At 69.7% G+C, this 26,240-nt stretch carries 26 protein-coding genes; 14 read left to right on the top strand and 12 right to left on the bottom strand.

Annotated elements, in window-relative coordinates:
- Positions 1-14 precede the first annotated feature (14 nt).
- The 3 genes from IB227_RS12505 to IB227_RS12495 form a co-directional block, all read right to left on the bottom strand.
- On the bottom strand, positions 15-818 hold the full coding sequence (locus IB227_RS12505) for a thiol:disulfide interchange protein DsbA/DsbL (protein WP_192287664.1): 804 nt from the start codon (positions 816-818) through the stop codon (positions 15-17).
- Between the two features lie 128 nt (positions 819-946).
- Positions 947-1,597 (bottom strand): thiol:disulfide interchange protein DsbA/DsbL, encoded by a 651-nt coding sequence (locus IB227_RS12500; protein ID WP_192287663.1) that lies wholly within the window; start codon positions 1,595-1,597, stop codon positions 947-949.
- Positions 1,598-1,690: 93 nt separating this feature from the next.
- Positions 1,691-2,476, bottom strand: coding sequence for a c-type cytochrome (locus IB227_RS12495; protein ID WP_132865638.1), 786 nt, complete (start codon positions 2,474-2,476; stop codon positions 1,691-1,693).
- 172 nt (positions 2,477-2,648) lie between these two features.
- Here IB227_RS12495 and yihA point away from each other — a divergent pair, with 172 nt between their 5' ends.
- A complete protein-coding gene (yihA, locus tag IB227_RS12490) occupies positions 2,649-3,284 on the top strand; it encodes a ribosome biogenesis GTP-binding protein YihA/YsxC (RefSeq protein WP_192287662.1) in 636 nt (211 codons plus the stop codon).
- 240 nt (positions 3,285-3,524) lie between these two features.
- Here yihA and IB227_RS12485 read toward each other — a convergent pair whose 3' ends face one another.
- The 3 genes from IB227_RS12485 to IB227_RS12475 all read right to left on the bottom strand — a co-directional run bounded on the left by IB227_RS12485 (position 3,525) and on the right by IB227_RS12475 (position 6,137).
- Positions 3,525-4,502, bottom strand: coding sequence for an MBL fold metallo-hydrolase (locus IB227_RS12485; protein WP_192287661.1), 978 nt, complete (start codon positions 4,500-4,502; stop codon positions 3,525-3,527).
- 99 nt (positions 4,503-4,601) lie between these two features.
- On the bottom strand, positions 4,602-5,435 hold the full coding sequence (locus tag IB227_RS12480; protein ID WP_192287660.1) for an AraC family transcriptional regulator: 834 nt from the start codon (positions 5,433-5,435) through the stop codon (positions 4,602-4,604).
- Positions 5,436-5,438: 3 nt separating this feature from the next.
- A complete protein-coding gene (locus IB227_RS12475) occupies positions 5,439-6,137 on the bottom strand; it encodes a VIT family protein (protein ID WP_192287659.1) in 699 nt (232 codons plus the stop codon).
- A gap of 238 nt (positions 6,138-6,375) precedes the next feature.
- Here IB227_RS12475 and IB227_RS12470 point away from each other — a divergent pair, with 238 nt between their 5' ends.
- The gene (locus IB227_RS12470; RefSeq protein ID WP_192287658.1) at positions 6,376-7,740 is read left to right on the top strand and encodes a glutamate--cysteine ligase; all 1,365 of its coding nucleotides are present in this window, start codon (positions 6,376-6,378) and stop codon (positions 7,738-7,740) included.
- A gap of 101 nt (positions 7,741-7,841) precedes the next feature.
- On the opposite strand, the gene IB227_RS12465 is transcribed toward IB227_RS12470, so the two are convergent.
- Positions 7,842-9,296: a HAMP domain-containing sensor histidine kinase gene (locus IB227_RS12465; RefSeq protein WP_192287657.1), complete on the bottom strand. Its 1,455-nt coding sequence runs from the start codon at positions 9,294-9,296 to the stop codon at positions 7,842-7,844.
- Positions 9,293-10,006 (bottom strand): response regulator, encoded by a 714-nt coding sequence (locus IB227_RS12460; RefSeq protein WP_132865631.1) that lies wholly within the window; start codon positions 10,004-10,006, stop codon positions 9,293-9,295. Before IB227_RS12460 ends, IB227_RS12465 begins: the two co-directional genes overlap by 4 nt.
- Before the next feature lie 175 nt (positions 10,007-10,181).
- Here IB227_RS12460 and IB227_RS12455 point away from each other — a divergent pair, with 175 nt between their 5' ends.
- The 11 genes from IB227_RS12455 to IB227_RS18635 all read left to right on the top strand — a co-directional run bounded on the left by IB227_RS12455 (position 10,182) and on the right by IB227_RS18635 (position 21,237).
- Complete coding sequence (locus IB227_RS12455; protein ID WP_225591812.1) at positions 10,182-11,186, top strand: glycosyltransferase; 1,005 nt, start codon at positions 10,182-10,184, stop codon at positions 11,184-11,186.
- On the top strand, positions 11,183-12,073 hold the full coding sequence (locus IB227_RS12450; protein ID WP_192287655.1) for a sulfotransferase: 891 nt from the start codon (positions 11,183-11,185) through the stop codon (positions 12,071-12,073). The genes IB227_RS12455 and IB227_RS12450 overlap by 4 nt, the downstream gene beginning before the upstream one ends.
- A gap of 21 nt (positions 12,074-12,094) precedes the next feature.
- On the top strand, positions 12,095-12,454 hold the full coding sequence (locus IB227_RS12445) for a hypothetical protein (protein ID WP_192287654.1): 360 nt from the start codon (positions 12,095-12,097) through the stop codon (positions 12,452-12,454).
- A 67-nt stretch (positions 12,455-12,521) separates the two neighbouring features.
- A complete protein-coding gene (locus tag IB227_RS12440; RefSeq protein WP_192287653.1) occupies positions 12,522-13,160 on the top strand; it encodes a glutathione S-transferase family protein in 639 nt (212 codons plus the stop codon).
- A gap of 150 nt (positions 13,161-13,310) precedes the next feature.
- Positions 13,311-14,891: a MoxR family ATPase gene (locus tag IB227_RS12435; RefSeq protein ID WP_192287652.1), complete on the top strand. Its 1,581-nt coding sequence runs from the start codon at positions 13,311-13,313 to the stop codon at positions 14,889-14,891.
- A 1-nt stretch (position 14,892) separates the two neighbouring features.
- Positions 14,893-15,885, top strand: a complete 993-nt coding sequence (locus IB227_RS12430) for a hypothetical protein (RefSeq protein WP_192287651.1) — start codon at positions 14,893-14,895, stop codon at positions 15,883-15,885.
- Positions 15,882-17,651, top strand: a complete 1,770-nt coding sequence (locus IB227_RS12425; RefSeq protein WP_192287650.1) for a VWA domain-containing protein — start codon at positions 15,882-15,884, stop codon at positions 17,649-17,651. Before IB227_RS12430 ends, IB227_RS12425 begins: the two co-directional genes overlap by 4 nt.
- Positions 17,652-17,676: 25 nt before the next feature.
- A complete protein-coding gene (locus tag IB227_RS12420; RefSeq protein WP_225591811.1) occupies positions 17,677-18,273 on the top strand; it encodes a hypothetical protein in 597 nt (198 codons plus the stop codon).
- Positions 18,270-19,619: an AMP-binding protein gene (locus IB227_RS18640; RefSeq protein WP_318639544.1), complete on the top strand. Its 1,350-nt coding sequence runs from the start codon at positions 18,270-18,272 to the stop codon at positions 19,617-19,619. The genes IB227_RS12420 and IB227_RS18640 overlap by 4 nt, the downstream gene beginning before the upstream one ends.
- On the top strand, positions 19,616-20,185 hold the full coding sequence (pnuC, locus tag IB227_RS12410) for a nicotinamide riboside transporter PnuC (protein ID WP_192287649.1): 570 nt from the start codon (positions 19,616-19,618) through the stop codon (positions 20,183-20,185). The genes IB227_RS18640 and pnuC overlap by 4 nt, the downstream gene beginning before the upstream one ends.
- Positions 20,182-21,237, top strand: coding sequence for an AAA family ATPase (locus IB227_RS18635; protein WP_192287648.1), 1,056 nt, complete (start codon positions 20,182-20,184; stop codon positions 21,235-21,237). The genes pnuC and IB227_RS18635 overlap by 4 nt, the downstream gene beginning before the upstream one ends.
- 12 nt (positions 21,238-21,249) lie before the next feature.
- Here the strand turns inward: IB227_RS18635 and IB227_RS12400 are convergent, their stop codons facing one another.
- From IB227_RS12400 to IB227_RS12385, 4 genes are all read right to left on the bottom strand, one after another.
- On the bottom strand, positions 21,250-22,611 hold the full coding sequence (locus IB227_RS12400; protein WP_192287647.1) for a PLP-dependent aminotransferase family protein: 1,362 nt from the start codon (positions 22,609-22,611) through the stop codon (positions 21,250-21,252).
- 195 nt (positions 22,612-22,806) lie between these two features.
- The gene (locus IB227_RS12395) at positions 22,807-23,412 is read right to left on the bottom strand and encodes a DUF6436 domain-containing protein (protein WP_318639543.1); all 606 of its coding nucleotides are present in this window, start codon (positions 23,410-23,412) and stop codon (positions 22,807-22,809) included.
- A complete protein-coding gene (locus IB227_RS12390; protein WP_192287646.1) occupies positions 23,409-23,672 on the bottom strand; it encodes a hypothetical protein in 264 nt (87 codons plus the stop codon). Before IB227_RS12390 ends, IB227_RS12395 begins: the two co-directional genes overlap by 4 nt.
- Before the next feature lie 70 nt (positions 23,673-23,742).
- Positions 23,743-25,155 carry a PLP-dependent aminotransferase family protein gene (locus IB227_RS12385; RefSeq protein WP_192287645.1) on the bottom strand — a complete coding sequence of 471 codons (1,413 nt, stop codon included), beginning with the start codon at positions 25,153-25,155 and terminating at the stop codon, positions 23,743-23,745.
- Positions 25,156-25,340: 185 nt separating this feature from the next.
- On the opposite strand from IB227_RS12385, the gene cyoA reads away from it, so the two are divergent.
- The gene (gene cyoA, locus IB227_RS12380; RefSeq protein WP_192287644.1) at positions 25,341-26,240 is read left to right on the top strand and encodes a ubiquinol oxidase subunit II; all 900 of its coding nucleotides are present in this window, start codon (positions 25,341-25,343) and stop codon (positions 26,238-26,240) included.

Genomic DNA, 26,240 nt, shown 5'->3' with positions numbered 1-26,240 from the left:
AGGCCCTGGTGTCCTTACTGGGCGTTGGCGGCGCGTTCGCGCGCGATCAGGTGGTCGGCGATGCGGAGCATGTCTTCATAGCTCTTGCCCTTGACCAGGTACTTGCCGTTGACGATCAGCGACGGGGTGCCGGTGATCTTGCTGCGCTGGGCGAACTGCTTGGCGCGGTTGACCTTGGCGGCCACCGAGAAGCTGGCCATGGTGTCGGTGAAGGTCTTCGGCTGCACGCCGTACTTGGCGTAGAAGTTGGCGATGTCTTCCGGGGTGTCCATGCCGCGCTCGCCCTTCAGGGTCTGCTCGATGTGGATGGCCGAGTACAGCGCGTCATGGGTCTTTTCCTGCACGCCCAGGGTTTCGGCGGCATAGAAGGCGCGGGCGTAGTTGTCCCACATGCTGCCGAAGGCGGCCGGGACATAGACGAAGTTCACGTCAGCCGGCAGGCCGGCCTTCCAGGAGTTCACCAGCGGCTGGAAGCGGGCGCAGGCCGGGCAGACGTAGCCGAAGATCTCGGTCACCTCGACCTTGCCGGTGGCCGGCTGGAACGGCTGGCCGCCTTCGATGGCGACGTAGTCGGTGCCTGCCACCGGCTCGGGGCCGACCGGACGCGCCGGTGCCGGCACCGGGGTGTTGGCGGCAGCGTCGGCCGGGGCGGCCTCGCTTGCCGGAGCGGCTTCGGTGGCGGCCGGGGCCGCTTCCGGGGTGGTCTGGGCTGCCGGAGTGGTGGCCGGGGCGGTGGTGTCGGCGGTGCCGTCCTGGGCCTTGCAGGCAACCATCAACGGAAGCAGGGCCGTCAGGGCCAGGGCGAAGCGGATCTTCATCGGGTGGGATCTCCAGCGGGATTCTTGGATGCATTCAGGCCGCAGCGTCGCGGCTGGCGCTCGCATGATGCCATTATCGACAGGCTTGGCTGAACCGGCAGATCGGCCCAGCCATGGATCGCAATGTCTCAGCGGGCCCTGCCGCCGCCGGCGCGTTCGCGGGCGATCAGGGCGCTGGCGATGCGGAGCTGGTCATCGAAGGTCGCGCCCCGCACCAGGTACTTGCCGTTGACGATCAGCGCCGGGGTGCCCGGGACGCGTACGCGCTGGGCGAAGGTCCGGGCATTGCGGACCTTCTGCTCGACCGCCTCGCTGCGCAGGGCCTCGATGAAGCGGTCCGGCTGCACACCGTAGCTGGCGTAGAAGTTGGCCAGTTCGCTGGGCGAGACATTCTGGACCGGCAGGCTGCGCTGCTCATGCAGGGCCTTGAACACGTCGGCATGGCTGCGCTTGAGCACGCCCACCTGCTCGGCGGCGTAGAAGGCGCGGGCGTAGGCATCCCAATAGCCGCCGAACGCGCCCGGTACCGGGGTGAAGCGCACGTCGGCCGGCAGCTTGGCGGCCCAGGCTTCCAGCTGCGGCTCGAAGTGGGCGCAATGCGGGCAGGTGTAGCCGAACACTTCGACCACCTCGATCTTGCCGGCCAGCGGCGCAAACGGGCCGGGCTGTTCGATCAACTCGTAGTCCTGGCCCTCGACCGGGGTGGCATTGCTGGCCGCGCAGGCGGCCAGGGGGAGCAGGGCACACAACAGCAGGATCAGGCGGGGGAACAACGTCATGGGGGAGTCTCCAGTGGAAAAAGCGACGCCGACCTTGCGGCCGGCGTGTCTGCGTATCGTGCAGTTGCCGGGTCGCCGGAGCGACCGGCAGGGTCAGGGTTGCGAGGCGGCGGCAACCACCTTGGCGTCCGAAGCCCGATCATGCAGGCCCTGGATGTAGCTGGCCAGCGCCTGGATCTCCTGCTCGGTGAGCGCATGGCTGACCTGCTGCATGATCCTGAACTGGGCCGCGTCGGTTTCCTGGGTCTGGCCGGACTGGTAGCGCTGCAGGCGCTGGGCCACGTAGCCGGCGTGCTGGCCGCCGATATGCGGGTAGGCCGGGCCGGGATTGCCGGCACCGGTGGGGCCGTGGCAGGCCATGCAGGCCGGGATGTTGCGGCTGGCGTCGCCGCCGCGGTAGAGCTTCTGGCCGATCTCGAAGAACTTCATGCCGGCATACGGGCCCTCGGCGACGGCGGCATCGTCGGCCACGCCGGCACCGGGCTTCTGGGTGGCGAAGAACGCGCCGATGTCACGCATGTCCTGCGGGGTCAGGCCCTGCACGAAGGGCAGCATCGCCGCGACCGCGCCTTCGTTGCGCTGGCCGTTGGCGATCAGGGCCATTTCCTTGGCGATGTAGCGCTCGCTCTGGCCGGCCAGGCGGGGGTAGATCTCCACCGCGGAGTTGCCGTCGGCGCCATGGCAGGCGGCGCAGGTGGAGGCCTTGGCTTCGCCGGCCTTGGCGTCGCCGGGCTTGGTCTTGCTGAAATCGACCTCCAGCGAGGCGGTCTGCACCGGCGCGTTGTCCGGGACCGGGACGACCGAACTCTGGGCAAAGGCAACAGCGGCAATGACGGGAACGACTAACGCGGTAACGGCAAGAACACGAGCATGGCGCATGCGGAAGCTCCGTGTGGACCGGCCGGGCGGGGCTGTGCGCCGGCATCGGTCGGATTATCAACGCCGTTTTGCGGCAGGGTCAACGAAGCAGTGCAGCAAAAAAGCCGGGGCAGGGCGGTGCTGCAGGGCAGCGTGAACCACGCGCGGCACCGCAACATGCGATCCTATGCGCATGTCACAGCTCATCGAACGCGCCCGTTACCTGCTCTCGGCCCACAATGCCCGGCAATTGCCGGACGACGAAGGGGCCGAAGTGGCTTTCGCCGGCCGCTCCAACGCCGGCAAGTCCAGCGCCCTCAACGCCCTGACCCGCCAGAACGCCCTGGCCCGCGTCTCCAAGACACCGGGCCGCACCCAGCAGCTGGTGTTCTTCCAGATCACGCCCGAGGCGCATCTGGTCGACCTGCCCGGCTACGGCTACGCCAAGGTGCCGCTGGAGCTGCAGGCGCACTGGCAGGCTTTCATCGACAAGTACTTCCGCACCCGCAATGCCCTGAAGGGGCTGGTGGTGGTGATGGACATCCGTCACCCGCTGAAGGAATACGACCTGCAGATGCTGGGTTACGCGGTGCAGCGCGGCCTGCCCGCGCACGCGCTGCTGACCAAGGCCGACAAGCTCGGCCGTGGCCAGCAGGGCCAGACGCTGCAGAAGGTGCGCAAGGAGCTGCACGCCAAGTTCGGCGATACGGTCAGCGTGCAGGTGTTCTCCGGTGAGTCGAAGCAGGGCGTGGAAGAGGCCCGCACGATCATCGGTGGTTGGCTGGGGTTGAACCCGCCGGCCGAGGAAGCGCCGGCCCCGCAGGGCTGAGCCCTGCCCGGCACGCAGGCCATCGGCAGGGCCGCCGCCGCGCGGCCCGGTGCTGCCGGGTGGTGGTTTCCGCCAAGGCACCCCTCCCCGACCCTCCCCTTCGCTGCGCGAAAGGGAGGGGGCCGGTCATGTTCCTTCGCTGCGCGAAAGGGAGGGGCCGGTCATGCCCTTCGTCGTGCGGAAGGTAACGGGCCGGTCATGGCCCTCGCCGTACGGAAGCGAGGGGGCAGGGCCGGTCTGTCATGGCGTCAGCGGCGAGAATTCGGCCGGTACCCAGGCGTAGGCCTCGCCTTCACGGCGGACGTGGCCCAGGCCCGGGAAAGGCAGGTGCGCACCGGCGACCCACCATCCCTTGTCGGCGGCCTCGGCCAGCATGCGACGGCGGCTGGCGATGGCCGCTTCGGGATTGCTGTCCGCCTCGAAGGACACGTCGGGGCGGGCGAACTGCACGGCATGGAAATGCACCAGATCGCCCCACACCAGCAGTTGCTGGCCGTTGCCTGCGTCCACGTTGTAGGAGGTGTGGCCGGGCGTATGACCGTGGCTGTCCAGTGCGCTGATACCGGCGGGCAGAGTATCGGCCGGTACGAAGCGATGCAGGCGGCCGCTGGCCGCGTACGGGGCGACGGCCTTGCGGGCGAGCGGGAACGCGGCCTGCACGCGCTTCGGTGCGGCGGTCTCGCTGGCTGGGTCCAGCCAGTAGTCGGCATCGGCGCGTGACAGCCAGACCGTGGCGGTCGGATAGGCCGGTTTGCCGTCGGCGTCGAGCAGCCCGCACATATGGTCCGGGTGCGCGTGGGTCAGCAGTACCTCATCGACTTCGGCCGGGTCGTAACCGGCGGCGCGCAGATTGCCCAGTACCTGGCCCAGCCCCGGGCCGAAGCATTGGGCGGTGCCGGTGTCGATCAGCGTGAGGTGATTGCCGTTCTGGATCAGGAAGGCATTGACCGCCGTCTGCAGGCCCTGATCATTCTCCGGGACGTAGCGGTGGTCCAGCAGTCGGGTGACGGTCGCGGTGTCCACGCCGGCCATTTCCTGTCGGCCCAGCGCCACGGTGCCGTCGAACAGCGCGGTGATCCGCAGCGCGCCGATTGTTTGGTGATAGACGCCCGGGACCTGTCGGTCGGGGGTGTGCGAGGTGCCGGCCTGGGCGCTGCCGGCGCAGGTGGCGGCCAACAGCAGGAGAGCTGTCAGTGAGCGCTTTGAACGTGGGGACATGCAGGTTTCATCCGTTTGCGGCGGCGCCGCGGTGTCTGCATGGTGCGTCGGTTGCGGCGGGCGTTCCGCTCAGAATGGTGCGCGAACCGCTCGTGGTGCTCAGTCGTTGCCGATGTCTGCCGGTTCCATGCCGTAGCGGTCGACGAAGCGCTTGTTGAAGCTGGCCAGCGAGCTGTAGCCGGAGCGTGCGGCCACCGTCTTGAGCGGCAGCCGGGTGGTGTAAAGCAGCTGCATGGCATGGGCCAGACGGGCATCGACGACCAGCTCGCGCAGTCCGAGTTTTTCCATTGCCAGACGTCGCCGCAGGGTGGCGCCGCTGATGCCGAGATGCTGTTCAAAATCGCGCGACTGCCAGTCGCGTTCCGGTTGTGCGGCGACCAGATCGCGGATGCGTTCGCCCAGGCCGGGTTCGGGGGGAATCAGCAGGCCGCCCAGACCGCGCCGGCACAGGGTCAGGGTGAAGGTGGCCAGCGCCGAGCGGGCCTCGCTGTAACGGGCTTCGCGCAATGCCTGCCGCCATTGCAGCAGGATCGGGGCGTGTTCGTGCAGCGGCTGTACGGCCAGCGCCTGCCCGGGTTCGGGCAGCGGTTCGTTCCACAACATCCGCGCGGCGCTGAGTACATCGGGACAGAACGGCACGATGGCGCTCACATACCTGCCGGTGTCGGGGTCGGGACTGTTGACCACGTCGAAGCGGCAGCGGCGGGTGACCACGAACAGATCCCCCGGCCCCAGATCCAGCGACTGCTGGGCGGTACGGACCTGCTTGCGCCCCTGCAGCAGGATGGCGAACTGCGGCTGTGGAATCTCCACCGAGCTGGCACCGTGTTCGCGTCGGGCGGTGATGCAGGCGTAGCCATTGGCGAACTGGCAGTCGGCCAACGAGGCAAACTGGGCCAGCACCTGGGTGGCATGGTCGGCGGGCAGGTTCATGGCTTAGACCGCAGTATTGAACAACTGACCGATGCCGGCGGCTGCGGACATAGCCAACGCACCCCAGAACATCACCCGCAAGGCACCGCGCAGCACGGGTGCGCCGCCGGCCTGCGCGGCCAGCGCGCCGGTGATGCTCAACCCGACCAGGGTAGCCGCGGTGGTGATCGGTGCCACGTGTGCATGCGGGGCCAACACCGTGGTCAGCACCGGCAGGGCCGCGCCGGCGATGAAGGCACCGGCCGAAGCCAACGCGGCCTGCAGCGGGCGGGCGCGCAGTTCCTCGGTGATGCCCAGTTCGTCGCGGGCATGCGCGGCCAGCGCGTCGTGCGCGGTGAGCTGCTCGGCGACCTGCTGGGCCAGTTCCGGCGACAGGCCGCGCTGGCGGTAGATCATCGCCAGCTCCTGCAGTTCGCTGTGCGGGTCCTCGTGCAGCTCGCGGCGCTCGACCGCCAGGTCGGCGTGTTCGGTGTCGGCCTGGGACTGCACCGAGACATACTCGCCGGCGGCCATCGACATCGCGCCGGCAACCGTGCCGGCCACGCCGGTGGCCAGCACGGTGGAGGCCGGGGCGCCGCTGGCGGCGATGCCGACCACCAGGCCGGCGACCGAGACGATGCCGTCATTGGCGCCCAGCACGGCGGCACGCAGCCAGCCGACGCGGTCGGAACGGTGGATTTCGCGATGCGGGGTGCGAGTCATGCCGGGCAGTGTAGGACGCATGGCCCGGGGCCAGCGGAATCAAACGCGTTATCAGCTGCATGCCGCGCCGGCGGCGGGTCCGGGGCGCCGGCAGGGGCCGGTCAAGCCGTTGCCGGTGGGATGCTGAAAACCGCCACGGTGACCGGTGGATAACGGGCTCCGCGATATAGTGCGCACTTGTGATGCCGGGGCCGGGTCCCCACATCCCCGCCCAGAACAGAACCTTGCGAGCCTGCCCTTGTCGAGCCCCAGCCACGTCGCCGATACCCCCATCACTGACCGCGACCAACTGGTCCAGAGCATTGCTTCCGGCGAAAAGCCCAAGGCGCAATGGCGGATCGGCACCGAGCACGAGAAGTTCGGCTTCCGGCTGGATGACCTGCGCCCGCCGACCTTCGACGGTGACCGCGGCATCGAGGCACTGCTGACCGGCTTGACCCGTTTTGGCTGGGAGCCGGTGCTGGAGAACGGCCGCACCATCGCGCTGCTGCGCGACGGCGCGTCGGTGTCGCTGGAGCCGGCCGGGCAGCTGGAGTTGTCCGGCGCGGCCCTGGAGACCCTCCACCAGACCTGCGTGGAAACCGGCACGCATCTCAACGAGGTGGCGCAGGTGGCCGGCGAGATGCAGCTGGGCTTCCTGGGCATGGGTTTCCAGCCCAAGTGGGCGCGCGCGGACATGCCGTGGATGCCCAAGGGCCGCTACCAGATCATGAAAAGCTACATGCCCAAGGTCGGCTCGCTAGGCCTGGACATGATGACCCGCACCTGCACGGTGCAGGTCAATCTTGATTACGCCAGCGAAGCGGACATGGTGAAGAAGTTCCGCGTGTCGCTGGCGCTGCAGCCGATCGCCACCGCGCTGTTCGCCGACTCGCCATTCACCGAGGGCAAGCCCAACGGCTACCTGAGCTACCGCTCGCACATCTGGACCGACACCGACGCCGACCGCACCGGCATGCTCGACTTCGTGTTCGAGGACGGTTTTGGCTACGAGCGTTACGTGGACTACCTGCTCGACGTGCCGATGTACTTCTCCTACCGCGCCGGCATCTACCACGATGCCAGCGGGCAGAGCTTCCGCGACTTCCTGCAGGGCCGGCTGCCGGTGCTGCCGGGCGCGTTGCCGACCCTGCGCGACTGGTCCGACCACATGACCACCGCGTTCCCGGAAGTGCGGCTGAAGAAGTACCTGGAGATGCGTGGCGCCGACAGCGGCCCGTGGAGCCGCATCTGCGCGCTGCCGGCGTTCTGGGTGGGGCTGCTGTACGACCAGACCGCGCTGGACGCGGCCTGGGACCTGGTCAAGGATTTCAGCCTGGCCGAGCGCCACGCGCTGCGTGACGGCGTGCCGAAGCACGCGATGCACCTGCCGTTCCGCGACGGCACGGTGCGTGACCTGGCGCGCCGCGCGCTGGAGATCTCGCGCGACGGCCTGCGCCGTCGTGCCGCGCTCAATGGCGATGGCCAGGACGAAACGCGGTTCCTGGACGTGCTGCAGGAAATCGTGGATTCGGGCAAGACCGCGGCCGAGCGCAAGCTGGAACTGTTCCATGGGGAATGGAACGGCAACATCGACCCGGTGTTCACGACCTTCGCCTATTGAGCCGGCGCGGGGCGCAATCCGCTTCCCGCCGCCGCTCCGTTCCGACCGTTGCCGGTGCAGCCCTGCCTTCCCGTGCACGGCTGAGCGCGGCGATGGGCGGCTCAGCCGTTGGCCAGGTCCGGTGACAGGCAGGGCAGGCTCAGCGTCGCCCGCAGCCCACCATCGTCGCGATTGCGCAGGCGCAGGGTGCCGCCGTGGTCGAGCACCACGCTGTGGGCCACCGACAGGCCCAGGCCGATGCCGCCGGTATCGCGGTTGCGTGATTCCTCGCCACGCGCGAACGGCAGGAACAACTCGTCCTCGCGCGCGGGGTCGATGCCGGGGCCATCATCGTCCACGTCCAGCACCACGTTGCAGCCCTCGCGCTGCAGGCGCAGCCGCGCGTGCTGGCCGTATTTGAGGGCGTTGTCGATCAGGTTGGACAGGGCGCGGCGCAACGCCAGCGGGTCGCCGCTGACCAGCGCCGGCTCGGAGGCGGTGACGGTGACATCGTGCCCGGTGTCGGCCAGGTCACCGGCCACGCTTTCCACCAGCGAGGCGAAGTCCAGGCGGCTGCGTGGGCCGTGCTGTGACTGCCCGTGCAGGAAATCCAGCGCGGCGGTGATCATGGTGTTCATCTCGGCGATGTCGGCGCTGGCCTTGTCGCGGGCCTCGTCCGGCAGCGCATGCAGGCGGAACGACAACCGCGCCAACGGCGTGCGCAGGTCGTGCGCGATCGCGCCGATGGTGCGGGTGCGTTCGTCCAGCAGGCGGTTGATGCGGGCCTGCATGGCATTGAACGAATCGGCGGCGCGGGCCAGCTCGGCCGGGCCGCTGCGGTCCAGCGGCGGCGCGCCGGGATGGCTGCCGAGCCGGTCGGCGGCCTGGGCGAAGCGGCGGATCGGTGCCGACAGCGCGCGCGAGAACCACCAGGCCAACGGCAGCATCACCGCCGCACCGAGCAGGAACAGCACCAGCACGTGGCGCGCCACGCTGGGCAGCGCGCCGGGCATGCGGTGGGTCACGCTGCGCCAATGCCCGTCCGGCTTGCGCACCGCCACGAAGAAGTCACCGAACAGCGGCGCGTTGGCGCGGCGGATGTCGTCGGGCGAGGGCGGCTGCCGCGGGGTTTGGCCGGCCGCCGGCGGCGGGCGGTCGTCCGGATCGAAACCCGGGCCGGGCCCGGGGCCATGCCCTGGCGGGCGGGTCGGATCGAACGGGCGTTGCCATTGGCGGCTCTGGCGCAGGACGTCCACCGGTACCGGCAGGCGCATGCCGCGGCAGTAGTGCAGGGCATCCACGTCGACGTTCATCCAGCCGGCCAGGCGCCGGCCCATGAACCAGTCTTCCTGCTGGCCATCCGGGCAGGCCGGGCGTTGCGCGCTGTCGGTGACGGTCAGCCGGCTGTTGGTGGGGGGCAACTGGCTGGACAGCAGCGCCACCACCTCGGACAGCGGCACGCCCACCGGCCGCACCGGCGGCCGGGTCAGCAACAGCCCGAAGCCCAGCGCGAGGGCCACCAGCAGCGCGCCCAGCAGCAGCAGGAAGGTGCGGGCGAAGATCGGTAGGGGCTTCACAAACGGCGGACCGTGGGCAGCAGCAGGTAGCCTTCGTTGCGGACGGTGCGGATCAGTTCCGGGTGGCCGCGCTCGTTGAGCTTGCGGCGCAGGCGGCTGATCTGGCTGTCGATGGCGCGGTCGTAGACCTCGCAGTCCTGGCCGCGGGCCTGGGTGAGCAACTGGTCGCGGCTGAGCACCCGCTGGGGATGCTCGACGAAGCTGCGCAGCAGGGTGAACTCACCGTCGGACAGCGAGATGTAGGTGCCCTCCGGGTCACGCAGGTCGCGGTGCAGGGCATCCAGCCGCCAGCCGCCGAATTCGTAGATCGGGTGCGGCGCCGAGGAGGTCGGCTCCACGCTGGTCTGCGCCCGCCGCAGCAGGGCGCGGATGCGCGCCAGCAGCTCGCGCGGGTTGCAGGGCTTGGACAGGTAATCGTCGGCGCCGACTTCCAGGCCGATGATGCGGTCGGTGTCGCTGCCCAGCGCGCTGAGCATGATCACCGGCGGCGGGTTGCGTTCGCTGGTCAGCTGGCGCACGGCGCTGAGGCCGTCCTCGCCGGGCATCATCACGTCCAGCACGATCAGGTCGGGGCGCTGGTCGCGCACGGCCAGCCGCAGCTGGGCGGCGTTCTCGGCGGTGGCGACGTGGAAGCCGTGCTGGGCAAGGAAATCGGCGATCAGGCGGCGCAGGTCCGGATCATCGTCGACCACCAGGATATGGCTGGACATGGGGTTCCTTCAGCGAAGGGAAGAGTGCCGGCATCCGCGCCGGTATGGCGGACCGCCGATCATAGCGCCGCTCTTTGTCAATGCTTGTCAGTGCTTGTGGCCGGTGCCAGGGGCGGGCCATCGCATGGCCATCGGGGGTGCGCAGACTGCGCCCTCTTTTCGCCGGGTGCAGTCGATGGGGCTTCCGCAAGTACGCCTGATCAGCCGTGAGAACGGGGTGGGCCTGAGCCGGGACCTGGACCTGATGGCGGGCCTGCTGGCCGGGCAGGCCCGGGTCGAGCGGCTGGGCATCGGCGGGCGCAGCCGCATGCGGCTGCAGGAGCTGGGCCTGTGGGGCCGGCGGCTGCTGCACGGCAAGGCGCCGCTGCAGCTGTTCGCCGAGCGGGTCTACCGCCGTTGCCTGCCGCTGGCCGAACGCAACCTGCTGGTGCCCAACCCGGAATGGTTCCTGGAGCGCTGGCTGCCACTGCTGCCGGCCTTCGACGCGGTGCTGTGCAAGACCCGCCATGCCGAACGCATCTTCCACGCGCTGGGCTGCGACGCACGCTACATCGGCTTCACCAGCCCGGACCGGATGCAGGCGGCGGTGCCACGCCAGCGGGTGTTCCTGCACCTGGCCGGGCGCAGTTCGGCCAAGGGTACGCAGGCGCTGCTGGCCACCTGGCAGCGGCATCCGCATTGGCCACTGCTGGTGGTGGTGCAGCACCCGAAGATCGCCACGGCCAAGGTGGTGGCGGCGAACATCGACCACCGCATCGCCTACCTCGACGATGCCGCGTTGCAGGCCCTGCAGAACCAGTGCCTGTTCCATGTGTGCCCGTCCGAGACCGAGGGCTTCGGCCACTACCTGATGGAGGGGCTGAGCGTGGGGGCGGTGGTGCTGACGACCGACGCCGAGCCGATGGCCGAACTGGTGGCGGCGCAGCGTGGCATCCACATCCCGGTGGCGGGCAGCCGGACCGACGGACTGGCGCGCCGCTACTTCGTCGACGGCGAAGGCATCGCCGCGGCGGTCGAGCAGGCACTGGCCCTGGACGCGGCGGCGCTGGCGCGGCTCTCGCACGCCGCGCGCAGCTACTACCTGTGCAATGACCAGGCCTTCGCCCGGCGCTTCCAGCGTGAGGTCCTGGCCTGGACGCGCAGTGCGGCGGCGTTGCCGTTGGCCGAGGTCGAGCGATGAGCGCGGCCGTGCCGGGCCGGTGCTTCCTGGTGGGGTGTCCGCGCTCGGGCACCACCTTGCTGCAGCACCTGCTGGCCACCCAGGCGCAGGTGGTGTCGTTGCCTGAAACCCACTTCGTGCAGCGGCTGCTGCGTAGCGAGGACCACCGGAGGCAGGCGCGCGCGGCGGGGCCGCCGTGGCGCCAGCTGCAGCAGCTGCGCCGCCGCTGCCAGGCCGGCCTGGGCTGGGTGCCGCGCCACCAGGTGCAGCGGGCATGGCAAGGCATCCCGGAGCTGGCCTGTCCGATCGACACCAGGGCGCGCTGGCAGCCGGCGAAACGGCAGCTGCAGGCGTTCGTGGCCGCGCTCGATGCCTACTGCGCGCGGCACGGCGCCGGTGCGTGGCTGGAGAAGACGCCTGACCACCTGTTCTACCTGGCGCAGATCCAGCGCCACGTCGCCGGCGCGCGGGTGATCCACCTGGTGCGGGATGGCGCGGAAGTGGTGGCGTCGCTGCATGCCGCCGCACACCGCTACCCGCCATGGCGACCGTTCCTCGACCTGGACCTGGCGGTGGACCGCTGGAACCGCGCGCTGCAGGAAAGCCTGCGCTGGCAGGGACATCCCGCCCACCTGCTGCTGCGTTACGAACACGTGCTGCAGGCACCGGGCCCCACGCTGGCGCGCCTGCGTGCCTTCCTTGGCCTGCCCGGCGACGCGGCCGCACTGCGGCACCCGTCGCACGGCCTGCCGCTGGTACGCGCCGACGAACCCTGGAAGCGTGATGCCACCGGCCCGCTGCGCGATCACCGCAAGTTCGAGCAGATGTTCACCCCACGGCAGCAGGCCCGCATCCGCGCACGCCTGCTGCCGCTTCCCGGCGCGTTGCAGCACGCTGCGGCCGCCTAGCCCACAACGGAGACAACAACGATGAAGCCAATGGAAACCCTGCGCGGGCATGTACCGGCCACCGCCGCGCTGCTCGGGCTGGCGCTGGTGGCCGGTGCCTGGATGAACGATGCCAACGCCAGCGCGCCGGACCAGGCACCGCCGGGCGAACACCGCGAGCCGCCACCGGGTGCGCCGCACCCCGGGCATCGGCCGCGGGATCCGGCATTCACCCAGGCGCTGGAGGAATGCGCCACCGCACTCGGGATCACGCTGCCCAAGCCCGGTGACACGGGCGGCAAGCCGCCGGCGCCGCCGCAGGGCCATGACCGCGAGGCCATGGACGCCTGCCTGAAGGACAAGGGCGTGCAGCCGCCACCCCCGCCGCCGCCGCGCGACTGAGATGCCCGCCGCGGCGGATGCACAGGCCCGGCGCTAGACTCCGCATTCCTTTCGCGGAGCAACCGGCATGGGCAACAGCAGCGACGAGATCGTCTTCTACACCAATCCGATGTCGCGCGGGCGCATCGTGCGCTGGATGCTGGAGGAGGTGGGCCAGCCCTACCAGGCCGAGGTGCTGAGCTTTGGCGACAGCATCAAGGCCCCGGCCTACCTGGCGATCAACCCGATGGGCAAGGTGCCGGCCATCGTCCATCGGGGCGTGGTGGTGACCGAGGCCGCGGCCATCTGCGCCTACCTGGCCGATGCCTTCCCGCAGGCCGGGTTGGCCCCGGCCAATGACGATCCACTGCGTGGCAGTTACCTGCGTTGGCTGTTCTTCGCCGCTGGCCCGGTGGAGGCGGCGGTCAGCGCCAAGGCACTGGGACTGCTGGCACCGGCCGAGCGGTCGGGCACGGTGGGCTATGGCAGCTTCGAGCAGGTGGTCGACACGCTGGAGCAGGTGGCGGCCGATGCGCGGCCGTGGTTGCTCGGCGAGCAGTTCAGCGCGGCCGATGTCTACGTGGGCAGCCAGATCCTGTGGGGGCAGATGTTCAAGACACTGCCCGAGCGCACGGCCTTCGCCGAGTATGGGCAGCGCCTGCGCGAGCGCGCGGCGTGGCAGCGTGCGACGGCGCTGGATGATGCCCTGATCCCGCCGCGCGGGTGAGGCGCGGGTGACGCGTGGCGGTGCCGCGCGGGAGCGGGAATGCCTCGCCGGGCAGGGCTCGGCGCTGGCAGGCAGCCTGCCGTGCAGGACATGACCGGCGGATCATTGCGGCCACGCTAGAATCCGGGCACGTTGTCGAAGGGATGCCCGGTGTCGCCATTCAACCTGTTCCAGCGCCTGTCGCAGGCGCCCACCAACCCCCGCGCCGAGCCGGTCGCGCGCAGTTTCGACGTGGCCGAGCTGTACGAAGGGCCGGTGCAGTTGCAGGGCTCCGGCGAGGCCGCGCCGTTGGCGCTGGATGAGAAGCTGCGCCAGGCGTACTTCTGGATCGTCAACAACGCCATCATCAGCCCGCACTACGACATCGAGTACCACGATGGCCCGTCGGCGAGCTTCAGCGTCGGCGATACCCGCCGTACCCTGACCCTGCCCTCGGCGCAGAGCTACTCCAGCTACGTGCTGCTGCCGCTGCTGACCTTCGCCACGCGGCGCAAATGCCTGTTCGTCGGTGGCCCCGGCCGTGGCAAGACCGCCAGCGCGATCCTGATGGGCGTGCTGGCCGGCTACCCGGTGCGCGAGGTGCGCCGCGCCATGCAGCATGGCCATCCGCAGATGACCATCGCCGACCTGCTCGGCAACCCCTTGCCGGCGGACCTGGTGGCGGCGCAGGACATGGGCCAGATCCGCATCGCCTGGCGCAACTGGCTGGGCATGCGGGTCAAGATCATCGACGAGTACAACCGCATCCCGACCCGCACCCAGAGCGCGCTGCTGACGGTGATGGGCGACAACTACGCCGAGATCCTCAACCAGGTCTACGAATGCCCGGAATCGGCGTGGTACCTGACCGCCAACGACGACCGCGGCGGCGGCACCTACCAGGTGATCGAGGCGCTGCGCGACCGCATCGACGTGGTGGTGCAGGCGCTGGCGTTCAACCCGCGCTTCCTGGACGAGATGCTGCTGCGCATCGAGCAGAACCTGCGGCCGGAGGAGCTGGTGCCGCGCGAGATCATCTTCAGCGAGGCTGAGTCCGAGCAGATGATGGCGCAGATCCGTGCGGTGGACGTGCCCGACGACGTGCGCCGCCGCATCGAGTTCTTCAGCAGCCAGTTCGAGCTGATGGAGACGGCCGGCGCGCAGTTCGAGTACCTGACCAAGGACACCGTGCGCCTGGCCGGCACCGACTGGGCGCAGGCCACCGCCGCCGACAGCGGCCGCGACCGCATGAAGGACCTGGGCTGCCAGACCCGCAACGGCTTGTCGGTGCGCAACCTGGGCACGCTGCTGGTGTACGCCAAGGCGTTGGCGTGGTTCCGCGGCAACCAGGCGGTGGCGCTGGACGACGTGCGCCAGGTGCTGCCGTTCGTGCTCAACGACAAGCTGCAGCCCGACCTGGACGCACCGTTCTTTGCGCTGCCGGAGAACGCGGCCTACCGCAGTGACCGGCTGAGCTGGTTGCGCTGGCTGCTGGATGCCTCCAACGCCGAGTACGACCGCCTGGACCTGGACCGCAACGACCCGGTCGGGGAGTTGTCCGCGCAGTTCGCCCGCGGGCTGGACGGCGTGACCGAGCGCGAGACGCGCGCGCGCCTGACCCGCATCGAGCGGTTGATCGAGGAGCGGGTGAAGGGGCGCAAGCTGTACGGCCATCTCTACGACGACCTGCTCAAGCTCAAGTACCTGCACCAGCGCTACACCAATTACCTGCACTGGCTGCGGGCACGCTGAGATGGTGTCGTCGGTACTGGCCGGTGTACTGGCCGCGCGGCGCAGCCTGTTCAACCAGCGCGTGGCTGAGGCACGGCACCGCTGGCCCGGCTTCGATACGGCGGCCTTGTCGGCCTTCATCACCCAGACGCTGGACCCGGTGTGCGTGGCGGTCGCGCAGGTTGATGCGGCGGCCACGTTGGTGGTGGCCGAGACCGGCTTCGACGTCGGGCTGGAACTGGTCGCGCAAGGGCTGGCCGGCCCGGCCGCGCGCCTGCCGTGGGTGGACGCGGCCTGGCAGCAACTGGCCATGCCGGCGGCGGCGCTGATTGCCCACGAGCCGCTGCAGGTGCTGGGCGCGTTGAGCAATGCGGTGGTGCGGATGGACAACGTGCCCGGCGTGCGCGTGCCGGAATGGATCGCCGCGATGCAGCCGCTGGCCGCGCGCTGCACCTCGGGCGCGCAACTGCGCGCTGTCGGCGCGCTGTGCGCCTGGCAGGCGGGCATGGTGCAGCTGCGCGAGGCGGCTTTGGCGCAATCGGCGCAGCTGCCCGATGACCTGGTGGCCGAGGCCCTGGGCGTCGCAGGCGGGCAGGTGGACGCGGTGCGCCAACAGCTGCAGCGGGAGCGCTGGTGGAACCCGCGCACGCAGGCAATGGAGGCGCAGGGACAACTGCTGGGCGGTTTCACCGGCCTGGGCGGCCCGTTCGCCGCGCCGCCGGAACTGCGCGCCTGCGCGCTGGGCTTCATCGCGCGCAGTGGTGAGCGTCACCACCTGTTGCTGGCCGATGCCTTCGGCGCCGTGGTGCTGCCCGCCAGTGCGGCGGAGTTCGCCGCGGCCAGTGCAACGCCGGCACGGGCCGCGGTGGTGGATGCGCAGGGCGTGCAGCTCGGCGCACGCCACATCCGGTTCGCGGCACCCGGCGAAGGCCTGCAGCTGGTGGCAGGGCCGGCCGGCATCGCGATCCATTCGCCGTATTCGCATCACGTGCGCGTGGTGCCGGAGGTCGCGTGAATTCGCCTGATCACGACGCGTTGCTGGCCGCTTGGCGTACCGCCTGGCCGCAGGCGCTGGCCGACTGGAGCCGGTTCACCCGGCTGCAGGATCCACGGTTGTGCGATTCCAGCGTGGACGCCGCCGCCGAAGGCCTGACTGGCAGCTTCGCGATGATCCGGCTGGCCGACCAGCGTGTGGTGATCGACCTGCCGCGCGTCCAGCAGCTCGGCCTGCAGGCGTTCGCCCGCGAGATCCTCGCCCACGAGATCGGCCACCACGTCCTGGCGCCGGCCACCGCCACCGACCATGCCCGCCTGCTGGCGCGCATCCATCGCGCGTTGCCGACGCTGGAGGCGCATGCGCCGATGGTGGCCAACCTCTACACCGACCTGCTCATCAACGACCGCCTGCAGCGGCAGTGCGGCCTGCGCATGGCCGGGGTCTACCAGCGCCTGGCGGCCGGCGCACAGGGCAGCACCCCGCTGTGGACCCTGTACATGGGCATCTACGAGCAGCTCTGGCAGCAGCCGGCCGGCAGCCTGGGCGGACCGGTGGACGATGCGGCCCTGCGCGGCGATGCCTGGCTCGGCGCGCGGGTGATCCGCACTTATGCGAACGAATGGATGATCGGTGCCGGCCGCTTTTCGGCGTTGCTGCTGCCCTACCTGCTGGAGACGGTGAGCGACGCGCGCGTGGATGCGTTGATGGATACCCGTCACGCCGGGCGCGGCAGCCAGCCGTCCGGGTTGGACCGACTGGAGGAAGACGAGCTGGAGCCGCCCGTGCACCCGGCGCACGACCCGCGTGTCACCGGCGAGGCATCGGAGGCCGCTGCCCGGGCCGAGCCCGAGGCCGAGCCGGCCGCCGCGCACAGCGTGGGCCAGGCGCGCGAGCCCTTCGAGTATGGCGAGATCCTGCGCGCGGCGGGGCTGGAACTGGACCCCAGCCAGTTGGCGATCCGCTACTACCGCGAACGTGCGTTGCCGCACCTGATCCGCTTTCCGGTCCGTGCACAACCCCAGGCGATGGAACCGGAGATGGAAGGCCTGGAGCCGTGGGAGCCGGGCGACCCGCTCGATGCGGTGGACTGGCTGCAGACGCTGATGCAGTCGCCCCGGGTGGTGCCGGGCGTGACCACGGTGCGGCGCGTTTATGGCGATGCCCCCGGCAACGAGCCGGCGGCCGAGCCGATCGACCTGGACCTGTACGTGGACAGCTCCGGCTCGATGCCCAACCCGCAGCAGGTAACGTCATGGCTGACCCTGGCCGGCGCGGTGATCGCGCTGTCGGCGCTGCGCGCAGGTGCGCGGGTGCAGGTGACCTTGTGGAGTGGCAAGCACCAGTACCTGCACACCGAGGGCTTCGTCCGCGACGAGAATGCGATCCTGGAGGTGCTGGTCGGCTATTTCGGCGGCGCCACGGCCTTCCCGATCCATCGCCTGCGTGATACCTACGCGCAACGCAGCCGCACCGGGCGCGCCGTGCATATCCTGCATATCTCCGACGACGGCATCACCACGATGTTCGAGGACGACGAACGCGGCAACAGCGGCTGGGACGTGGCCGCGCAGGCACTGCGCGCGGGCCGGGCCGGCGGCACGATGGCACTGAACCTGTACAGCCCGTTGCCCGATCACCTGGCCGGTGCCAAGGGCTGGACCGCCGACCTGCTGCGCGCCCGCGACGCCGGCTGGGACATCCATGTGGTGCGCGACATGGCCGATCTGCTGGCCTTCGCCCGCGATTTCAGCCGCCGTCACTACCAGCAGGAGGCGCGGCGATGAGCCGGCAGATAGGAAACCTGTTTTCATGCCTGACATGCCCATGACCACCGGCCCGTCGCTCGACGTCCTGTTGCGTCGCTTGCTCGACACGCCTGCGGACTTCCTCGACCCGCCACGGCGCGGCCGCGAAGGGCAGCTGCACGTTGCCGCCGTGGTCAACGACGTGTTGGCGATGCACGGCACGGCGATGGCATCGTCGCTGCGTGTGACCTTGTCGGGCGGATTGCAGGGGGTCAACGCGAACCAGTTGAGCCTGTCGGCGGTGATGGCGTGGTTGCTGGCCGATGCGACGTGGCAGTCGTTCGATCGCGATGGCGAACAGTTGCAGGCGTTGTTCAGCGAGGCGGTGCCGGCGCTGGCGACCGAGGCGGCGGCGACGCGTTACGTGCTGGAGCCGGACCGGCGCGAAGAGCTGGCACGTACCACCATCGCGCGGCTGGGCCTGTTGCCCGCCGGCGAAACCGCGGCACAGGCGGCCGACCGGCTGGCCAGCGTCAGCGGGGTGGAGCGGCGCCGCCTGCTCGCCGCCAGCCGCGCCGCCGAAGCGCGTGCACGTGCCATCCGTGAAGCCCTGGCGCGCAAGGCGGCCGAGGAATCGGCGGACAAGTGGACGCGCGAGTGAGCCAGGCGCCCACCGATGCCGAGCGCTACCCGACCCTGAGCGAGGAGGGCCGGCGCCTGCTGCGGCGGATGCGTGAGCATCCGGCCGCGCCGATCTTCCGCAACCAGAGCGGCAACCGCCTGTTGGCCGAAGAGGTGACGCAGCTGCGTGCCTATGAGCAGCAGGTGATGGCGGCACGGTTTGAATGGCAGCTCGGTGTGCCGCCGCCGTGGTTGGCGGGGTTCCTCGACGCGGTGCATGCACAGGTGCCGTACTTCCGTGCGCGCGGCCGTGGCACGGCGTTCGAGGCGCTGCCGACCACCGACCGAGGCGACCTGGCCGCCGACATCGCCCGCTTCGTGCCCGACCCGGTGCCGCTGGAGCGGATGATGAACTTCCGCACCACCGGCACCACCGGCCATCCGTTGGTGCTGCCGTCGCACCCGGTGGTGGCCGCGCGTTACCTGGCTTACCACAAGCGTGCATTGGCCCGGTTCGGCATCGGCCTGCAACATGGGCGCGGGCAGATGGGGGTGATGCTGCTGGGCATGCAGCAACGCTGCTTCACCTATGTGTCGGTGACGCCGACGATGGATGAGTCGGGGCTGGCCAAGATCAACCTGCACCCCAACGATTGGCGCGACGTGGACGACCGTGCGCGCTACATCGACCAGATGCAGCCGGAAGTGATCGCCGGCGACCCGATCTCCTTCGCCACCCTGCTCCAATTGCCACTCTGGCACCGCCCGCGCGTGCTGCTGTCGGTGTCGATGGCCTTGTCGACCGGCCTGCGCACCGCGCTTGAAGCGCGCTTCGGTTGCCCGGTGCTGGACCTGTACTCGATGAACGAAGCCGGCCCGCTGGCGGTGCACGACGATGCCTATGGTGGACATGTGCTGCTGCAGCCGGGCATGTACGTGGAAGTGGTGGATGCGGCGGGCCGGGCATTGCCGGCCGGGCAGGAAGGCGAGATCACCCTGACCGGTGGTTTCAACTTCTGCCTGCCGCTGCTGCGCTACCGCACCGGCGACCGCGGCGCACTGGCGATGGCCGGTGACGTGCCGATGATCGTCGGCCTGCAGGGCCGGCGCCCGGTGCGTTACCTCACTGCCAACGGCCGCTGGATCAACAACATCGACGTGAGCCACGCGCTGGCCCCGTTGCCGTTGTCGCGTTACCGCGTGCACCAGCACGCCGATGCCGGCATCACCCTGCACCTGCCGGTGGCAGAAGCCGGGTTGGCCGACGATGCCGTCGCCCGCCTGCAACAGGCCCTAGACGGACGCGCCGTGCAGGTGCAGCGGCTGCATGCCGAGGACAAGCTGCTGCAATACACCACTGACTTACCGGAAGGCTTCACCGCATGACCGTTCTTGAAATCGCCGCCAACGTGATGGCCGCCGCTTCGATCCTGCTGGCCGCGCGCAACAGCGTGCACACCTGGTGGACCGGCATCGTCGGCTGCTCGTTGTTCGGCCTGTTGTTCTGGCACACCCAGTTGTACGCCGACGTGCTGCTGCAGGTGTTCTTCGTCGTGGCCAGCCTGTTTGGCTGGTGGAACTGGCATGCAAGCGCCAACCATGCCGCGCTGCCGATCCAGCGCACGCGGCTGCGCAGCTTTGCGCTGATGAGCGTGGCCGCGGTGCTGGCCGCGCTGGCCTACGGCACGCTGCTGCACCGTTTCACCGACGCCTATGCGCCGTTCGCCGACTCGGCGGTGCTGTGCCTGTCGGTGCTGGGGCAGCTGCTGTTGATGCAGCGGCGGGTGGAAACCTGGCCGGTGTGGATACTGGTCAACAGCATCGCCGTGCCGCTGTACGCCTCGCGCGGCTTGAGCCTGACCTCGGTGCTGTATGCCGCGTACTGGATCAACGCCTGGCTGGCGTGGCGGCATTGGCACCGGCTGTGGCGGGCACAGGAAGCGCGCGCGTGAAGCCGCATCGCGTGGGGCTGGTGGTGGGCAAGTTCTGCCCGCTGCACCGCGGCCACCAGGTGCTGCTGGACCATGCGCAGGCCGCCTGCGAGCGGCTGGTCGTGGTCAGTTACACCCGGCCCGAGTTCGATGGCCTGTGGCCGGCGCGGCGCGAGCAGTGGTTGCGCAATCTGTATCCGCAGGCACAGCACTGGGTGCTGGATGACGCGCGGTTGGCCGCGCTCTGCCAACAACGCGGCGTGCCGGTGCGGGCGCTGCCGCACAACGACGAGGACGATGCGACGCACCGCCATTTCGTGGCCTGGCTGCTGCGCGAGATCGTACGGAGCGACGTCGATGCGGTGTTCACCAGCGAGGCCTACGGGCCGGGCTTCGCCGCGGTGTTGTCGCAGGAGCAGCAACAGCGCGGTGGGCGCGCAGTCGTGCATGTCGCGGTGGACCCCGCGCGCGTGCACGTGCCCACCTCGGGCACCGCGATCCGCCGCGACCTGCACGCGCACCGACAGCTGCTGGCGCCGCAGGTGTACGGCGACTTCGTGCGCCGGGTGGTGCTGCTGGGCGGGGAATCCACCGGCAAGTCGACGCTGGCAGTCCATCTGGCCCAGCGCTGCGGCAGCGTGCATGCCGCCGAGTACGGCCGCGAGCTGTGGGAAGCGCAGGAGGGCGTACTGCAGGAGGCGGACCTGCTGCGGATCGCGCGCACCCAGGCGGCGCGTGAAACGCAATTGCTGGCCGATGCGCAGCGTTGGCTGGTCTGCGATACCTCGCCGTTGACCACGCTGCTGTATGCGCAGGCGATGTTCGATCGCGCTGACCCGGCGTTGGTCGCGCTGGCCACGCGCCGCTACGACCTGGTGCTGCTGTGCGGGCCGGACGTGCCGTTCGTGCAGGATGGCACCCGCCGTGACCCGGCATTCCGGCAGTGGCAACACGATTGGTACGTGCGCGAGCTGGACGCACGCGGCGTGCCCTACCAGACCTTGCACGGGGACTGGCAGGCGCGCACGCAGGCCGCCTGGCAGGCATTGCAGCTGGCCGACGCGGTGGCCTGAGGGGCGTGCGTTTCAGCCCTGCAGGCGTGCCGGGGCGGTGTCGGTGAGCAGTTGGTTGATGCGGCGCAGGGCACTTTCCAGTTGGCGGCGGTCCGGCGCCAGCCCGAGGGAGAGCCGCACACCATCGTGCAGGGGCTGGTCCACGGTACTGAAGATGGACGACGGGGAGACCGCCAGGCTCTGCAGCTGCGCGGCATGTGCGAACGCGGTGTCGGTCCACGGCGGCGGCATCGTGCACCAGGCATGCACGCCGCCGACCTGCGCGCGCAGATACGGGCTGAGCAGGTGATCGGCTAGGCGGGCGCGCTCGCGTGCTTCAGCCAGGGCCTGCTCCAGCAGCGCCTGCGCCGAGCCGTCCAGCAGCAGCTGGCTGGCCAGCGCCATGCCGAACGGCTGGCCCATCAGGCACAGTGCCCGCAGCACACGCGCCAATGTTTCGGCGTGCGCGGCCGACGGACAGTGCACGAAGGCGGTGCGCAGGCCGGGGCTGATCGCCTTGGACAACGTGGAGACGTAGTGCACGTGCGCCGGTGCGAACGCGGCGATCGGCGCCGGCTTGCTGGCATCGTGGTGCCAGTACGGGTCGTCCTCGATGGCGAGCAGGTCGTGTTGCTGCAGCACGCGCGCCAGTTCGGCGCGACGCAGCGGCGGGATGGTCAGCGCGGTCGGGTTGTTGCAGGTCGGGTTGAAGTACACCAGCCGAGCGTCGTGCAGCCGCGCGGTACGCTCCAGCTGGTCCGGGCGCATGCCGTCGGCATCGGCATCGACCGCGATCAGTCGGCGCCCGAGCGAGTCGGCCAACTGCAGCAGGCCGGGATAGACCAACCGGTCGCACAGTACAGCGTCACCTTCGCGGGTCTGGCTGACCAGCAGCGCGGCCAGGGCGAACTGCGCGCCTTCGGCGACCACCAGCCGGGCGTCAGCCACCTTGCCCAGCATCGGTTCCAGCCAGCCGGTCGCCGCGTGCAGGTCGGTGCGGCTGCCGCCGGTGAGGTGGTAGGTCATCAGGTTGGGCGCATTGCTGCGTGCGAGCACGGCGGCGGCACCGCGGCGCAGCGCATCGTTCAGTGCGGCCGCATCCGGTACCGGCGGCACGTTCATGCTCATGTCCACCGGCTGCCCGAAGGCGGCCTTGGGCGGTGCGATGAAACTGCCCTGCGGTCCGCGTGCCTCGATCAAGCCACGCCGGCGCGCTTCATCGAAGGCGCGCGTGACCGTGGTCAGGTCGATGCCCAACTGCTTGGCCAGTGCACGCTGCGAAGGCAGGCGATGCCCGGGTGCCAGCTCGCCGGTGTTCACGGTGCGCTCGATCGTATCGACGATGCGCAGGTAGATCGGCCCGTTGCTGGCCAGCGCGTTGTCGATCCAGGTCATCGCGCACCTTCGTGGAAGCGGGGCAGGGCTGCGACAAACGGTCGCGCCATGTAGGGAGGATGTCGTGCCCTATCGTTTACCTCAGCGGCGGGCGCCTGCTCACAACCATCGGTCGGTTGGAGTGGGTGCCCGCTGTTCTTCGTGGACGTGCGACGGCGCCGCGCACCGAGGGCGAAGGGAAGGCACATGGCGCTGTCAGGGCGTGGTTTGCCAGCGGCAATAGCAACCGACGGCGAGCAGGCCGCGCGGGCGCACGGGCTTGCCGGCGACCAGCTTGTCCAGGATCGGCTCGACGAAGCTATTGGCCGAGTTGCACACCATGCCGATGCTGTACGGGCCGGCGTAGGCGAGGTGGCCGTCGCGGTCCCAGATCGCCACCGCCGGGCTGGCCGGGATCTGCTCCACGCCGGCGAGGGTGGGCAGTTCCTGCAGGCGGCCCTTGAGGTAGTCGGGCAGTTCACCGGTGGTGCGGGGGCGGCGCACTGCGTAGAAGTCGATGCCGGCGCGGCGGTACATGCTGATCAGGTAGCTCAGGTGCGCACCGGTTTCGCGGTTGCAGACCATGCACGCCGGGTCCCAGAAATGCACCACGCGGATACGGCCATTGGCACCGGCCAGTTGCGGTGGCAGCTGCAACTGCGCGTCGTCGAACACGATGGCCTGCTCGGCGAAGCTGGCCTGTTCGCTGAAGCCGAAGTACTGCCACAGCGCCACGCCCACGCCGAACATGAAGACACAGGCCGCGGCGATCAGCAGGTGCATGCCACGGCGACGCGCGGGCGTCGCGGCAGGGGTGTTCACGACGCAGCGCCTGCGCCGAACTTGTGCTCGTACTGCTTGACCATTTCCCGGCACGAATCGGCCTGGGCACGGCGGTAGATCTCGGTGCGGTCAGGCGCGCGGCTGCGCTCCCAGCACTGGGTGATGGCGGCCCGTTCGGCGGCCTGCACGCTGGCGGTCTGCGGACGGGTGCAGACATAGGCCAGCGAGGCCAGCGCCACGCCGACGAAGCCGGCGCAGCCGAACATGACCAGGTGGAATTTCAGCTTGTCCCGACGCATAACGAAGCACACGCATTTACATACAAGAATTCAAATGTATCATTTTTGTATGGATATGACCGGGGCGGCGCTAGACGATGGCTTGCGTTCGCGTCTCAGGCGCAGTCGAGATGATCTCGGTCAGGCGGGTCAGCGCGGCTGCCAGGCTGGGCTGGTCGACTGCCCCGCCCAGCGACAGGCGGATCGCGTTGCCGGCCTGCTCCTCGATGCTGAATGCCTCGGAGCTGGCGATGCCCAGGCCTTGGGCCTGCGCGGTCTGGATCAGCCGGTACTGGTCCAGCCGCGCGGGCAGCGGCAGCCACAGGTGCAGGCCGGCCGGATGCGCCTGGTAGGGCCTGGGCAGAAGGCGTGCGGCGATCTGCTGGCGCTGGCGCAGCTCCTGCTGGAAGCGGCGCACCATCTCGTCGGCCTGGCCGCTGCGGATCCAGTGCGAGGCCACCGCCACCATCGATTGGGTCGGCATCAGCGCGATCGAACGCAACGCGTCGAGCACCGGTTCCATCGGCTCGCCCTGCGGCACCACCAGATAGGCTGTGCGCAGGCCCGGCGCCAGGCACTTGGACAGGGTGGAGACGTAGTAGACCGGCGCCTGCGGGCTGCTGTCGACGGCCAGCGGCGCGGCGGCATCGCCGGCCAGCAGCCAGTACGGGTCGTCCTCGACCACGGCCACGCCGTACCGGCGTGCCACCGCGAGCAGGGCGCTGCGGCGGGCCTGCGACAGGGTTGCCGTGGTCGGGTTCTGGATGGTGGGGATCAGGTAGACCAGGCTCGGCTTGCGCTGCTGGCAGGCCGCTTCCAACGCCTCCGGCAGCATGCCTTCGGCGTCCATCGCGATCGGCGCGATGCCCCGCTGCAGCACGCGCGCGGCGGCCAGCAGGCCGGGGTAGGTGAGCTGTTCGGCGGCGATCACGTCGCCGGGTTGGGTCCTGGCCAGCAGGATCGCGCACAGCGCGGTCTGGGCGCCGGGGCAGATCACCACCCGTTCCGGGGCGACGGTGCCCAGCATCGGGGCCAGCCACTGCACGGCCGCGGCACGGTCCTCGCGCGAGCCGGCGCCGACGTGGTAGCTCATCAGCTCGCCCTGGCCCAGTTGCTGGCTGAGCTGCTGGAAGCCGCGCTCCATGCCCTGCGCGAACGACCCGCTGCCCAGCAAAGGGGGGATGTTCATGCTCAGGTCCACCGAGGTGGCGCCGTTGCCGGCGGACAGGGCGATGAAGGTGCCGCCGGCGCCCTGTGCGTCGAGCAGTTCGGACTGGCGCAGCTCGGCATAGGCGCGGGTCACCGTGGTCAGGTCCACCCCCATCTGCTGGGCCAGGTCGCGTTGCGGCGGCAGCCGGTCGCCCGGTTGCAGCACGCCGTCATCGACCGCGGCGCGGACCTGCTGGGCGATCTGCAGGTACAGCGGGCCGGCGCCCTCGGTGAATGGGCGGACCCAGGTCCGGTTCGGCTTTTTCAGGCGTCGGCCAGTGGCGTGTTGCTGCATCGGGGAGGCACCTTCCATACATGGCATGTGCATCAAGCCATACAATGATGTATCTTGTATGGACTTGACTGGAGCGGAGTTCCTTTTGTAGGTGCCGCCGTACGGACAGTGTAGCCGCTCCGCGCGCCCGCGCCGGGCGCTGGATGTCCCCGGTCAAGCAGCTCCTTCAACCGGGTCGACCTTCAATGAATATCTGCTGGAAACGCATCCGCCCAGCGCTGGCCGCTTTGGCATGCGTGGGATTGGCTGGCTGCAACTGGGTGTTGCTGGACTCCAAGGGGGACGTGGGCCTGGCCCAGCGCGACCTGATCCTGATCTGCATCGGGCTGATGCTGATCGTGGTGATCCCCGCCATCGTGCTGACCTTCGTGTTCGCCTGGCGCTACCGCGCGGGCAATACGGCCGCCCGCTACATGCCCGACTGGGCGCACTCGACCAAGGTGGAAGTGGTGGTGTGGGGCGTGCCGCTGATCATCATCGCGGTGCTGGCCGCCATCGTGTGGAAGTCCACCCACGAGCTCGACCCCTACAAGCCGCTGGACATCCCCGGCGAGCCGCTGCACGTGGAAGTGATCGCCACCGACTGGAAGTGGGTGTTCGTCTACCCGGACCTGGGCATCGCCACGGTCAACCAGCTCAACTTCCCGGCCAAGCGCCAGCTGGCCTTCGACATCACCTCCAACTCGACGATGAACACCTTCTTCATCCCGCAGCTGGGCGGGCAGATCTACGCGATGGCCGGCATGCGCACGCAGCTGCACCTGGTCGCCAACGAACCGGGTGAGTTCCGCGGCATGTCCGGCAACTACAGCGGCCATGGCTTCTCCAACATGAAGTTCACCGCCACCGCGATGACCGATGCGCAGTTCGATGCGTGGGTCGCCCAAGTGCGCAGCGCACCGGAGCAGCTCAGCTTCGATGCGTTCAAGCAGTTGGCCGCACCCAGCCGCAAGGCGCCGGTGCGCCATTTCGCCTCGGTCGAGCCGCTGCTGTTCAAGAAGGTCATCGACCAGTTCATCGGCGTGGGCGAGAACACCGCGGCCAGTTCGGGCCATCACGCAGAAACACAGGCCTCGCAGGAGTAA

This window comes from Stenotrophomonas sp. STM01 (assembly GCF_014852135.1).
GTDB lineage: Bacteria > Pseudomonadota > Gammaproteobacteria > Xanthomonadales > Xanthomonadaceae > Stenotrophomonas > Stenotrophomonas capsici.
Note: the sequence above shows the minus strand (reverse complement) of the source record. Positions and strands in the feature narration are given on the sequence as shown.